Annotated in this window: 13 protein-coding genes; all 13 read left to right on the top strand. The window is 60.2% G+C overall.

Going from position 1 to position 13,213, the window contains the following annotated elements; all coding sequences use genetic code 11:
* The first annotated feature begins 64 nt into the window (after positions 1-64).
* On the top strand, positions 65-628 hold the full coding sequence (locus tag BUA54_RS21195) for a hypothetical protein (RefSeq protein ID WP_072856435.1): 564 nt from the start codon (positions 65-67) through the stop codon (positions 626-628).
* A 43-nt stretch (positions 629-671) separates the two neighbouring features.
* Positions 672-3,251 carry a methyl-accepting chemotaxis protein gene (locus tag BUA54_RS06585; RefSeq protein WP_072856434.1) on the top strand — a complete coding sequence of 860 codons (2,580 nt, stop codon included), beginning with the start codon at positions 672-674 and terminating at the stop codon, positions 3,249-3,251.
* 64 nt (positions 3,252-3,315) lie between these two features.
* Entirely contained in the window at positions 3,316-3,858 is a 543-nt protein-coding gene (locus tag BUA54_RS06580; RefSeq protein WP_072856433.1) for a chemotaxis protein CheD, read from the top strand.
* A gap of 12 nt (positions 3,859-3,870) precedes the next feature.
* Positions 3,871-4,146 carry a chemotaxis protein CheX gene (locus tag BUA54_RS20800; protein ID WP_143155364.1) on the top strand — a complete coding sequence of 92 codons (276 nt, stop codon included), beginning with the start codon at positions 3,871-3,873 and terminating at the stop codon, positions 4,144-4,146.
* A complete protein-coding gene (locus BUA54_RS06575) occupies positions 4,143-4,511 on the top strand; it encodes a response regulator (RefSeq protein WP_072856432.1) in 369 nt (122 codons plus the stop codon). The genes BUA54_RS20800 and BUA54_RS06575 overlap by 4 nt, the downstream gene beginning before the upstream one ends.
* A gap of 8 nt (positions 4,512-4,519) precedes the next feature.
* Positions 4,520-6,700, top strand: coding sequence for a chemotaxis protein CheA (locus BUA54_RS06570; protein ID WP_072856431.1), 2,181 nt, complete (start codon positions 4,520-4,522; stop codon positions 6,698-6,700).
* A complete protein-coding gene (locus BUA54_RS06565) occupies positions 6,697-7,167 on the top strand; it encodes a chemotaxis protein CheW (RefSeq protein ID WP_072856430.1) in 471 nt (156 codons plus the stop codon). Before BUA54_RS06570 ends, BUA54_RS06565 begins: the two co-directional genes overlap by 4 nt.
* Positions 7,164-8,033 carry a CheR family methyltransferase gene (locus BUA54_RS06560; RefSeq protein ID WP_072856429.1) on the top strand — a complete coding sequence of 290 codons (870 nt, stop codon included), beginning with the start codon at positions 7,164-7,166 and terminating at the stop codon, positions 8,031-8,033. Before BUA54_RS06565 ends, BUA54_RS06560 begins: the two co-directional genes overlap by 4 nt.
* Before the next feature lie 32 nt (positions 8,034-8,065).
* Positions 8,066-8,452, top strand: coding sequence for a response regulator (locus tag BUA54_RS06555; protein ID WP_072856428.1), 387 nt, complete (start codon positions 8,066-8,068; stop codon positions 8,450-8,452).
* Positions 8,449-8,775, top strand: a complete 327-nt coding sequence (locus tag BUA54_RS06550) for a hypothetical protein (RefSeq protein ID WP_072856427.1) — start codon at positions 8,449-8,451, stop codon at positions 8,773-8,775. The genes BUA54_RS06555 and BUA54_RS06550 overlap by 4 nt, the downstream gene beginning before the upstream one ends.
* Before the next feature lie 566 nt (positions 8,776-9,341).
* Positions 9,342-10,712, top strand: coding sequence for an ABC transporter substrate-binding protein (locus BUA54_RS06545; RefSeq protein ID WP_072856426.1), 1,371 nt, complete (start codon positions 9,342-9,344; stop codon positions 10,710-10,712).
* An 82-nt stretch (positions 10,713-10,794) separates the two neighbouring features.
* Positions 10,795-12,030, top strand: coding sequence for a carbohydrate ABC transporter permease (locus BUA54_RS06540; RefSeq protein WP_072856425.1), 1,236 nt, complete (start codon positions 10,795-10,797; stop codon positions 12,028-12,030).
* Complete coding sequence (locus BUA54_RS06535) at positions 12,030-13,208, top strand: carbohydrate ABC transporter permease (RefSeq protein WP_072856424.1); 1,179 nt, start codon at positions 12,030-12,032, stop codon at positions 13,206-13,208. Before BUA54_RS06540 ends, BUA54_RS06535 begins: the two co-directional genes overlap by 1 nt.
* Positions 13,209-13,213 lie beyond the last annotated feature (5 nt).

Below are 13,213 nucleotides of genomic sequence, written 5' to 3'. Positions count from 1 at the left end.
ATCTTTGTGCGCGATGAAGGCTGCAGACGGATATCTTTGCACCCTTGAAATGGATCGTACGCACATGAAACCTTTCGTTCTGACCACGGCCCTGACGCTGTCGCTCGGCCTGACGCCGGCCCACGCCTCGGAAGAGGACTATACGTCCTTCATCCAGACGAAGGCCTCCGTCTGGATGGCCGATCCCGTGGTTCAGGACGCGGTTGCCGCCGCGGACGCCGCACATTCAGATCTGACAGAAAGCGACATCCTCGACCTCGATGCGACCTGGCGGGCAGAGATCGATGCTGCAGACAGGCCATTGATCACGCAGCTGATCGCGTCGCCTGCGTCGGATTACCTGCGAACACTGGTCGAAGAATCCGAAGGCCTGATCGTCGAGGTCATTCTGATGGATGATCGCGGACTTAATGTCGGTATCAGCAGCGTCACTTCCGACTACTGGCAGGGCGACGAGGACAAGTATCAGCAGACCTATCCCATCGGTCCGACGGCAATCCATATCGGTGACGTGGAACTGGACGAATCGACCGGAACCTACGTTGTTCAGGTCTCGATGCCCGTCCTCGATGCGGGCGGTGCAGCGATCGGGGCTGCCACCTTCAGTCTCGACGCCGAACGCTTCTGATCCACACCCGTCCGCCATCGCCGAGACCCGGAACCAAGGATTCATGGCCATGATTCGCCGCCTTATCGACAAACTCTCCCTGACGCTGAAAGTTACTCTGATCGCGGGGTTTGCCACCGCATTGGTCGGCGGCACCCTGATCCTGCTGAACAATGCCTCGACAAGAGCCAACATGGAAAAGCTGCTGGAATCGCAGGGCATTGTCGAAAGTCGGATGCTGTCTGACACTCTTTACGGCGCGACGCGTTTCGAGGATGCGGAAACGGTCGAAGCCCTTCTTCGATCCGCGGTCGAGACGTCGAACGGCGCCGCCCTTGCCGCGGTCGTTATCAAGAATGACGGTCAGGTTCTTGGCAGTGCCGCGCAGCAGGGTGGCGACGTTCAGTCCCTCGTTGCCGCTGCAACTCCGTTGCTCGGCGAGGCCCGATCCGGAACGAAGGTAGACGGCAACACTATCCTGCAGCCGATCAACAAGGGCGAAGCTGCGGCCCAGGATGCTGCGGTCGGCACGCTCGTTATCCACTGGACCGCCGACAGCGCGCTGGCAGCACATGCTGCCACGGCGCGCAAGGATTTGCTGAAATCATTACTGGTCACCGTCGCGGTGCTGGGCGCGACGGTCTTGCTGTCGCAGGTTCTCATCATTCGCCCTCTGATCGCCACACGACATGCTGTTGGACGGATTAGTGCGGGCGATCTGGATATCGAAGTTCCGGCCATGTCGCGCGGCGATGAGATAGGTGGAATCGCCCGGTCACTCGACGACCTGAGGCAGACGCTTTCGGCGAATGCAGCATCGCAGCGCGAAGCCGCCTACAAGGCCGCGGCCTTCAGTTCGGCCTCTGCCGCACTTATGATGACGGACCGCGATCTGAACATTCGCCATGTTAATCCCGCGATGGTGACGCTGCTGTCGCGGTTCCGCACCCATATTCCCGCTTTGGCAGAGGGCATAGACACCGCGCGCCTGACATCGATGTCTATCGACAGTTTCCATCGGGAACTGGGTGAGGTCCGGTCCCGCCTACGGCACCTTGGGGACAAGACGATCAGCATTCCCATCGCATTCGGAAATGATCGCATCGCCCTCGGGATTTCGTCCGTCGCCGACGCATCGGGCGAGCCTATCGGATTCATCATGGAATGGGCGGACGTCACCCAACAATGGCTGAACGATGCTATTTTGCATGGGCTGGAGGAACAGCAACTCCGCGCCGACGTCGATGTTGACGGCAAGGTACTCTACATCAACCGGCATATGTCCGAAGCACTGCACCGCGACGCGGACGCGGCTTGCGGACTTGACCTGAGCGTTTTGATGGGGCAGACGCCGCCCGATGCACCTCGTGCTTTGGATATCCTGTCCGCCGCCCGGGAAAACCGCACCTTTGCCGGTCACATCTCGATGACGGCCTCAAACGGAGCGCAACTGGTGCTGGACGGCAGTGTGAACGCCGTCAGGGACAGCAACGGTGTGCCGATCCGCTACATCCTGCTGGCGCGCGACATTACGCAATCCGAGATAGCGCTGCGCGATGCCGCGGCCGCCCGGGAAAACTTCGAGAAGGAACAGACCGTGGTGGTCGAGGCCCTGCGCGTCGGACTGCGCAGCCTCAGTGATGGCAATCTGACCGCCATGATCGATGCGCCCTTCGCCGGCAAGTACGAAGACCTGCGGACTGCTTACAATGGTGCGGTTAGAACCTTGGCGGAAGCAATGCGTGGCGTCGTCGAGAATGCCGACAATATCTCAAACGAAGCGCGCGACATCTCCAGCACCACGGACGGATTGTCGCGCCGGACAGAGTCGACCGCAGCCACGCTTGAACAGACAGCGGCAGCACTCAACGATCTTACATCGTCGATTCGCTTGACGGCGCAGGGCGCCAAGGAGGCCGACGGTGTCGTCCGCGAGGCTCGCAAGAGCGCCGAACATAGCGGCCAGGTCGTCCTTGAAACCGTTTCTGCGATGGATCAGATCGCCGAAAGTTCCGGCCGTATCACGTCGATCATCAAGGTCATTGACGACATTGCCTTCCAGACGAACCTTCTTGCGCTGAATGCGGGCGTGGAAGCGGCAAGGGCTGGCGATGCGGGGCGGGGTTTTGCCGTCGTGGCATCGGAAGTCAGGGCTTTGGCCCAGCGATCCTCTGATGCGGCACGAGAGATCAATGATCTGATCGACAAGAGCGGCAGTCAGGTCCGACGGGGCGTCGATCTTGTCGGTCGCACTGGAAGCGCGCTCCAACAGATCGTGGATGCCGTCTCGCAGATCTCTGACCTCGTCTCCACAATCGCGGATTCTTCTGCGCTGCAATCCACCAATCTTGGCGATATCAATAGCTCGCTCAATCAACTTGACCAGTCGACTCAGCAAAACGCGGCACGACTGGAGGAAACCACTGCTGCCAGCGAAAGCCTTCGCAAGGATGCCGTTTCTCTGGTTGAGACGGTCGCATATTTCAAGATTGATGCGGAAAGTCAGCAAGCCGCGCAGGACCCTGATGTCGTGTCGTTCCGTGCGCGATTTAAACCAGGGACCACGCCGGAGAAGGCAGCGCCTGCAGCGAAAATGACACCGAAGAGGGATGTCGCAGCGGTTGGTGGGTGGGAGGACTTCTGACCACGACATCCGTAAGTCCTAGCCCTGTATTCGCCTTACCTATCGCTTCCGAGATCGGCACACGATGACCTATGTAAATCCGCCAGGACAATCTGCTTCGGAATGCCTCCTGCATGTCATCCAAGGAACGCATCTCGTTTCAGATGAACCTGCAGTGGTGATGACGACGATCTTGGGATCCTGTGTCGCAACATGCCTGTGGGATCCAGTTGCGGGCATTGGTGGGATGAACCATTTTCTTTTGGCGAAAGAGCCGGAACTGGGCGCAGCCAATCATCGCTACGGTTCGCACGCGATGGAACTACTGATCAATGATCTTCTGAAAAAGGGGGCGGCGCGCGGTCGGCTCAAGGCCAAGCTTTTCGGCGGGGCAATGATGCAAAACAGTTTTGGCAAGATCGGGCGTGCGAATGCCGAGTTCGCGCTCCAATTCCTCGAAAACGAGGACATTCCCTTGGTTTCCCAAAGTCTCCTCGGCACTCAAGCGCGCCGCATTCGGTTTTCTCCCGTTGATGGGCAAGCGCAGCAGCGCCTCGTGTCCGAGGCCGACGTCCCAGCAATCGAGCTGCCGAAGCCTCCTGTCACCGACGACATTACGTTTTTCTGAATGGACAACATTATGGCGCGAACACTTACCTTGCCTGAAAACCTTGATACTGCAGTTGCAAGCTTTCTGCTGGCTGACCTTCTGGCAGCTCGCGGTGACGCGTTGATCCTTGATGCCGTCCGTTGTCGCAACATCGGTGCGATCTGCGCTCAAATCATTATTTCCGCTTATCACGCATGGCAAGCAGATGGCCATGCATTCGTTCTGCAGGGGCATGCGGGCATTGCAAACGATCTTACTCTGCTGGGTCTTTCAGACTTTGTAGATGCATTGGAGACGCAACGATGACACTGAAAATTCTGGCGATCGATGACTCCCGTACGATAAGGGAAATGCTGCGCATGGCGCTGGGCAGGGCAGGTTTCGATGTCCATCTTGCAAATGACGGTCAGGAGGGCGTCGAAGCTCTTGCCACCATTTCCCCCGACCTCGTGATCACCGATATCAACATGCCGCGTCTGGACGGCTTTGGCGTAATCGATGCGATCCGAAGTGGGACCTGTCTGAATGCATTGCCAATCCTCGTCCTGACAACTGAAAGCGCGCAGGAATTGAAGGAGCGTGCCCGTCAGGCGGGCGCCACGGGCTGGATTGTGAAGCCTTTTGACGATGCCAAACTAATCAGCGCAATCCGCCGCATCGCAGCGGTCTGAGGTGAAAGATGAGCACGCTGAACGATATTCGTCAGATGTTCTTTCAGGAATGCGAAGAATTACTGGAAGCTCTCGATGACGGTCTGGAACTCTTGCGCGATTCCCTGGACGACGGGCAGGAAATGGATCTGGAGACCATCAATGCTGTCTTCCGCTCCGTTCATTCGATCAAGGGTGGGGCTGCCGCATTCGGACTTGAAGCTCTCGTCCGCTTCGCGCATCGCTTCGAGACGACCTTGGACGACCTGCGCGCCGGCCGCTTGCCACTGACCTCCGATGTGCTCGAGGTTTGTCTGCGCGCCGCTGATCAACTGGCCGAACTTGTCGCGGCCGGGCGCGATGATCGCGATGTCGCGGCCGATGCGGGTGCAGCAGTCATCGAGAAGCTCGCGGCTCTCTCCGATACTAAGATTGTCACCGAGGCGGAGGAGGACAGCTACGTCCCTGTGCCGATGTCCTTCGACCCACTGCCGTTAGAATTCGGAAGCGTAGCGGATGATGGCCCATTAACACTTCGCTTTCAGGCACAGAAGCGGCTCTTCACGAATGGCAACGATCCCGTACACCTGTTCCGCGAGTTGTCGGTGCTGGGTCAGATCAAGGTCCAGATCGATCCTAAATCCGTGCCTGAGTTCGATCAGCTCGACCCGACGGATTGCGCACTATCCTGGCTGATCTTAATGGAAACCTCGGAACCAGTGGAATCAATCTGGGAGGTTTTTGATTTCGTCGATGGCTTGTGCACGCTCGAAATAGATACCCCCAAAGATGCGTCGGCACTGCCAAGTTCGTCACAGACACACGTCCCTCTGCCAGACGCCGGTTTATCCGCATCTGCGGCGGCTCCCGAAGTGTCTCGCCTAGATCCGATCGGGACGGGTTCCGAAGTGTCGCTCGGGGCGCAGAGGCCTGAATCGCAATCGCCGGTCCCTGAAAAGTCTGCAAAAAGCGAAACCTGTGCCGGGGCCGCTACGGCCAAGGCCACCGTCCGGGTGGACCTGGACCAAGTTGATCGTCTGATCAACGTCGTGGGCGAACTCGTTATCAATCAGGCCGTCCTGACTCAATGCATTAAGGCCGCAGAAATCCCGATGACAACGGGGCTTTCCGCCAGCCTTGACGAATTCATGGCACTGGCGCGCGAAATCCAGGAAGGGGTGATGGCTATTCGGGCGCAGTCAGTGAAGCCGCTGTTCCAGCGCATGGCGCGCATCGCGCGCGAGGCTGCCGATCTGGCTGGCAAAAGTGTCCGCTTCGAGACGGAGGGCGAAGCGACCGAAGTCGACAAGACCGTGATCGAGCGGCTGGTTGATCCACTCACGCATATCATCCGCAATGCAGTGGATCACGGGCTTGAAACAGAGGAACAGCGGCGCGCGGCCGGCAAGACCGATATCGGCACCGTCACGTTGCGCGCTGCGCACCGCTCCGGTCGGGTGCTGATCGACGTCACCGACAACGGTGCCGGCATCAACCGCCGACGTGTGCTCAGCATTGCAATCGAGAAAGGTCTCGTCCCGCCCGACGTGGTCCTCAGCGATCCGGAAATTGACAAGCTGCTGTTCCTGCCGGGCTTCTCGACAGCACCAACGGTCACCGACCTGTCTGGGCGTGGTGTCGGAATGGATGTCGTCCGCAGCGCTATTCAGAAGCTGGGCGGCCGCATCAACATTACCTCGACGTCCGGCGCCGGCACCACGATGTCGATTTCCCTGCCGCTCACGCTTGCTGTTCTGGACGGCATGGTGGTTGATGTCGCCGGCCAGACCATGGTTGTCCCGATTGCGACGATCGTCGAGACGATCCGACCGGTGCCGGGCGATCTGCACCGGCTGGCGGGCGGCATGACGGTTGTGTCGGTCCGTGACAGGTTCATTCCGATCGTCGATCTGGGTTACGTCTTTCAGTTTCGCGACGATCCTTCTACCTCGACGGACCTTGTGTATCTGCTGGTCGAAAGCGACCACGAACAGATGTGGGCCCTTGCCGTGGACCGGATTCACGACCAGCGGCAAGTGGTGATCAAGGGCCTTGAAGGGAACTACGGCCACGTCACCGGAGTCGCGGCGGCGACGATTCTGGGTGACGGCAAGGTTGCCCTGATCATCGACCCCGAAGAGGCGGTCCAACGGACGCCGTCTGACATGCCACCGCCCACGTCCCCCCGGATCGAGGAGAACAGACAATGACAGCGGCCGAAGACGTCACGATCGAAGACGAACGTGAACTGGTCACCTTTCGCGTCGGCGACCAGGATTTCTGCATCGACATCATTCATGTGCGCGAGATCCGCGGCTGGACACCGGCGACCGTACTGCCACATGCGCCGGATTATGTCCTCGGTGTAATCAACCTCCGTGGCGCGATCGTGCCGATCGTCGATCTGGCCCGGCGGCTCGGCCTGCCGAAGACGGATCTGGGCGACCGCCATGTCATCGTGATCGCAGTCGTAGCCGAACAGACGGTGGGTTTCCTTGTGGATGCAGTGGCCGACATCATCGGCGTTGCACCGAAGCTGATCCAGCCGACGCCGGACATCACCGCCCAGACGACACGCATGTTCATTCAGGGCGTCATCGCGCTGGAACAGAGAATGCTTCGCCTGATCGATATTTCGGCAGTGCTGCCACCGCTGGTGAAGGAAGCCAGTGCATGACATCGCTGCCACTGACTATTCCGTCGGGGCCGGAGCCGGGCGGTCCGATGACCTGCGATGAGCATAGTTTCCGCGCGATCGCCGCCCTGCTGCACGACGAAACCGGCATCCATTTACCCGAGGACAATACCTCGCTGGTCGTCTCGCGCCTGATCAAGCATCTGCGTCGTCTCAAGCTTCCGGATTTCGCCGCGTATGTCCGCTGGATCAACGAGCCTGCGCACCGCGATGATCGCGACCTGATGATCACGGCGTTGACTACCAATACGACGCATTTCTTCCGCGAGGGGTATCATTTCGATATCTTCGTGAAGGTAGTGCTGCCGGACCTGCGCGCCGCGGCAGAGGATGGCGGGCGGGTCAGGTTATGGTCGGCAGGTTGTTCCTCCGGAGAGGAGGCTTACAGTCTGGCCGCAACGCTGCTTCATCATTGGCCGACTGCAGTGCAACACGACGTACGCATCCTCGCCACGGATATCAGCGCTGAATGCCTCGAGACCGCGGAGCGTGCCGAATATGCGCGCGAGCGTCTGAACCCCGTGCCCGACGCAATCAGGTCTCTGATGCTGTCAGAGGCCACTCCCGATTCCGCAGTCGTCCGCATGCCGAAAGTCCTGCGCGATCTGGTGACGGTTCGCTACCTCAACTTTGTAACGCCATGGCCGACGCGCGGACCGTTCCAGACAATTTTCTGTCGCAACGTGGCGATCTACATGGACGAGCAAACCCAAGGCCGCGTCTTCACGGGACTTGCCGACCTACTTGCGCCGCAGGGCCTACTCTTCATCGGGCATTCTGAACGATTGCCTCCGTCGCTGTCCCATCGTTTGACGATGATCGACCGTACGACATTCAAGCACAACTGACCGGCACCTCGCCGAACCGCACTGGAGGACACATGTCGCTCAAGGATACAATTTCAATCATGGTGGTCGACGACATGTCGACGAGCCGGGGTCTGATCACGATGGCGCTGGACGAAATTGGCGTCAAGAACGTGGACTTTCGAAGTGACGGGCAGTCCGCCCTCGCCTCGATTGCTGCAAAGCCGGTGCATCTCGTCATCTCGGATTACAATATGCCGGGTCTCGACGGACTGCAGCTTTTGCATGGGTTGCGTACGAACCGCAATACGCAGCGGATCGGTTTCATACTCGTCAGCGGCCGCCTCGACGAAACGATCGTCGCAACCGGGCGCAAGCTGGGCATGAACAATTTCATTGCGAAGCCCTTCAACACTCAGCAGATGCGGAAATGCATCGAGGCCGTGGTCGGCCCCCTATGACAGTGCCGATCACCGTGCTTCTGACGCGGCTTGCTGACGAATTGAACAGAGCAGCTGATCTGGCCGCGCGTGTCGAGGCGACGATGCACCATGGCGCCAACCTGAGCGGACAGGACAGGAGCAATTTGCAGAACCTCGATCTGTTGACGCAGTCGCTTGCGGACCTGTCTCGCTTCGCATCGGCTCTGGGCGAAGCTGCGCCGGCCACGCCTGTTAATGCGGCCAAGGCGCTCGATGCCCTCCATCTTGGCGCCGTCGCCGCGCGCCTTGCGGGTGCTGACGCAAGCACGGACCCGACGCACGGCGACGTATCGGTGTTCTGATTGTTTTAAAATTGAACGGCTCATTCTCAGAACGAGACCTACCGTAATGTGAGCGGGCATTTTCAACGAGCGTAAGGGCTTCTATCGGCCAGCTAATGTTATCGTAAAGCCAGATTGCGAATGCGTCGTCGAAAACTCAGGTTCGACTACGCTCGCCCATCAGGTTCACGCGCCGGAACTATGCTGCATTGATCCTTCGGATGTGTCGCAACTTGCGTATCGGCACATTCAAATGACGGTGTCAGCAGCGAGCCTGAAGAAGCAGGCCGCCCTTTGCACGGCACTCGTCGCAACCATCTTTCATCCTGTCGTCTCGGCGGGGCGGGGCGAACGATCCCTGAAGGTGACGCAGACCAGCGCGTATCAAAATCCCGATGCGAGCAGCAAAATGCTTCGCGTCAGGATTGCGCAATACGGCCCTTTCCACCACGGGTGAGTTGTCCTAACCTTTCGGAAAGGTTTGCGTGTTGGCGGGCTGCAATTGTCGACATCCGCGCGCGTCGGAGCCTTGACCGAAATGCTTCGGATTGAACCGAGCTCGATATACTCTGGGAGGAGACCACACCATGATCCGCACTCTGTCTGGCGTAAGCGCCATCGCGCTGCTGGCCGTATCCGCACACTCCGCCACGGCGCAGGACCTGATGTTCCCCAAGGGCGAGGGTGCGTTCACCTGGGACAGCCTGCAGACCTTTGCGGACGCCACTGATCTGTCGGGGCAGCAGGTCACCGTCTTCGGTCCTTGGTTGGGCCCGGATCAGGCCGCGGTGGAGGCGGTGCTCGCCTATTTCGCCGACGCCACCGGCGCTGACGTGCGCTATACCGGGTCCGACAGCTTCGAACAGCAGGTCGTCATCGATGCCGAGGCAGGATCGTCTGCCAATGTCGCCGTCTTCCCGCAGCCGGGCCTTGCGGCCGACATGGCCAAACGTGGTTTCCTGACCCCGCTGGGGCAGGAGGCTGCCGACTGGATGGCCGAAAACTATGCCGCCGGTCAATCCTGGGTCGACCTAGGGACCTACGCCGGCGCCGACGGCAGCGAGGCCTTCTACGGCTTCCCCTACAAGGCCGACGTGAAGTCGCTTGTCTGGTACGTGCCCGAGAACTTCGAGGATGCGGGCTATGAAGTCCCGACCACGATGGAGGAACTCAAGGCCCTGACGGACCAGATCGTCGAGGACGGCGGCACGCCGTGGTGCATCGGTCTGGGATCGGGCGGTGCGACGGGCTGGCCCGCGACCGATTGGGTCGAGGACATGATGCTGCGCACCCAGTCGCCAGAAAACTATGACAAGTGGGTCACGAACGAGCTGCCCTTCAACTCGCCCGAAGTCGTCGGCGCGATCGAGGAATTCGGCCATTTTGCCAAGAACGACGCCTATGTCGCCGGCGGAGCGGGCGCCGTCGCCTCGACGGACTTCCGCGACAGTCCCAAGGGTCTCTTCGACAGCCCGCCGCAGTGCTACCTGCACCATCAGGCATCCTTCATCCCCGCATTCTTCCCGGACGGCACGCTGGTCGGCGAGGATGGTGACGCGAACTTCTTCTACATGCCCGCCTATGCGGACAAAGATCTGGGCCAGCCGGTGTTGGGGGCCGGGACGATCTTTGCGATCACGAACGATAACCCGGGGGCAGAAGCGCTGATCAAGTTCCTGCAGACCCCGATCGCACACGAGATCTGGATGGCGGTTCCCGGTCAGGGCTTCCTGACGCCGCTGACCACCGCGAACCTCGAAACCTATGAAAACGACACCCGCCGCGCATTGGGCGAGATCCTGACATCGGCCACCACCTTCCGCTTCGATGCATCCGATTTGATGCCAGGCGGCGTCGGTGCTGGCACCTTCTGGACCGGCATGGTCGATTATGTCGGTGGCGAGGATGCGCAGTCCGTCGCAGACAAGATCCAGGCTTCCTGGGACGCGCTGAAGTAAGCACCAAAGGTCGCGCGGTCCGCCGCGCGACCGCATCCGGACGGGAGGGTCCGGATCGACGGCATTGCAAGGGGGGACATCCATGAATCCGGCACTACTCGGCCTGGTGACGATCGTGATCGGCGTCGGTGGCTGTCTCGCCTACTTCTACTTTTCCAACATCCTACTGGACAAGGTCATCTTTCCCGGCACCGGCCCGAATGCCGGTCGTAACATCAACCGGGCCGAGAAGGTGCGCCCCTGGCTCTTCCTCGCCCCGGCAATCCTGGCGCTGGGTCTTTACCTCGCCTATCCGGTGTTTGCGACGATCTGGCTGTCGCTGACCGACCGCAGTCAGGGCAACGCCTTCGTGGGCCTCGCGAATTACCGGCAGATGGGTCTGGATCCAAAGTTCTGGGAGGCGCTGCGCAACAACATGTTGTGGCTGATCGTGGTGCCTGCCGCCTCGACCGCCTTCGGCCTATTGGCGGCACAGTTGACCGATCGCATCCGCTGGGGCAGCTTTGCAAAATCGATCATCTTCATGCCGATGGCGATCTCGTTCGTGGGCGCTGCGGTGATCTTCAAGCTGGTCTACGATGCCCGCCCTGAAGGCACCAACCAGATCGGCATCCTGAACGCGATCTGGCTGCAGTTCGACGGCGCGATCTGGTCCGTCGTGATCCTGCGCATCCTGCCCGTGGTGATCCTGCTGGCGATCGCAACGCTTTGCGCCTTTCTGGTCTGGGTCTTCGCCAGACCCGTGCTGCGTCCGGACCAAAGCCGTCCCGGGCTGATCAACAGCATCGTCCGGATCTCTGCCGCTGTGGTCACGGCCGTCTTGGTGCTCGCCTGCCTGCTGGGTGCGCTAAACGCCGTGACCGGTACCTATCCCTATGGCGTGCCGCAGCAGTGGCTGACGATCCCGGTGTGGAACAGCTTCTTTCTGATGATCGTGCTGATCTGGATCCAGACCGGCTTTGCCATGGTCATCCTGTCAGCGGCCCTGCGCGGTATCCCCGAAGAGACGATCGAGGCCGCGATCATCGACGGCGCCAACCCGTTGCAGATCTTCTTTTCGATCAAGATGCCGCAGATCTCCTCGACTATCGTCGTGGTCTGGACGACCATCACCATCGTCGTGCTCAAGGTCTTCGACATCGTTTATGCCATGACCAACGGCCAATGGCAGACGCAGGTGCTGGCCAACTACATGTACGACAAGCTGTTTCGCGCCAACGACTGGGGCGTTGGGTCGGCGGCGGCCATGGTCATCATGCTGTTGGTCACGCCGATCCTGGTCTGGAACGTCTACAACGCCCGCAAGGAGATGCGCTGATGGATGACGGTATGGCGGGCGGCAAGTCGTCGCTGACATGGGTCGTGAACATCTCGGTCGTATTGCTGGTGGCCCTGTGGCTGTTCCCGACGGCGGGCCTGTTCATCAGTTCCTTCCGCACGGCGGACCAGATTTCCTCCTCTGGCTGGTGGGCGTCGATGTTCCCGCAGGAACAGAACCAGACGCTCCGGACGGCGCGGCCCGGTGAAGACAACATTGCAGAGGTGAACGGCGTCTACCAGATCGACGGCAACCTCTTCGTCGCCGAAGGGCAGGCGGCGGATATCGACGCGGTGCAGGCAACCATCAGCGCCTGGGGAACGGGATCGCTGAACATCGACGAATACGCGCCCGGCGACACCGCCGATCTGGGCGACGGCGAGCAGATCACCGTGCAGGCCAACGGCGACTACGTCTGGACAAGTCCGGAGCCGCAGTCGGGCAGGGGACAGCGCGTATTTACCACCGCCAAGACCCCGCCGGAGTTCACGCTCGACAACTACCGCAACGTCCTCTTCAATCCGAACAATCGAGAGGGCATGGCCAAGGCGTTCTTCAACACCCTGACCGTGACGATTCCCGCGACGATCATTCCCATCCTGATTGCGGCATTTGCCGCCTATGCGCTGGCATGGATGGACTTCCCCGGCCGCGCCCTGCTGATCGCTGCCGTCGTCGGCCTGCTGGTCGTGCCGCTGCAACTGGCGCTGATCCCGCTTCTGCGTCTGCACAACGAGATCGGGATCGGCAAGGGCTACCTCGGCGTCTGGCTTGCCCATACTGGCTTTGGCCTGCCGCTCGCGATCTATTTGTTGCGCAATTACATGGTCGGCCTTCCGCGTGACATCATCGAGAATGCCCGCGTCGACGGTGCCACGGATTTCCAGATCTTCGTCAAGATCATCCTGCCGCTGTCCTATCCCGCACTCGCGTCCTTCGCGATCTTCCAATTCCTGTGGACCTGGAACGACCTGCTGGTGGCGCTGGTGTTCCTGATCGACAGCTCCGGCGACACCACAGTGATGACCAAGCAGATCGTCGAGCTTCTGGGCACCCGCGGCGGCAACTGGGAGATCCTCGCCACATCCGCCTTCGTGTCGATCGCCGTGCCGCTGCTCGTCTTCTTCTCCCTGCAACGATTCCTCGTCCGCGGCCTGCTGGCCGGGTCCGTGAAATAAAGGAA

Origin of the sequence: Loktanella atrilutea (assembly GCF_900128995.1) — a bacterium.
In the GTDB taxonomy this organism is placed as follows: Bacteria; Pseudomonadota; Alphaproteobacteria; order Rhodobacterales; family Rhodobacteraceae; genus Loktanella; species Loktanella atrilutea.
Note: the sequence above shows the minus strand (reverse complement) of the source record. Positions and strands in the feature narration are given on the sequence as shown.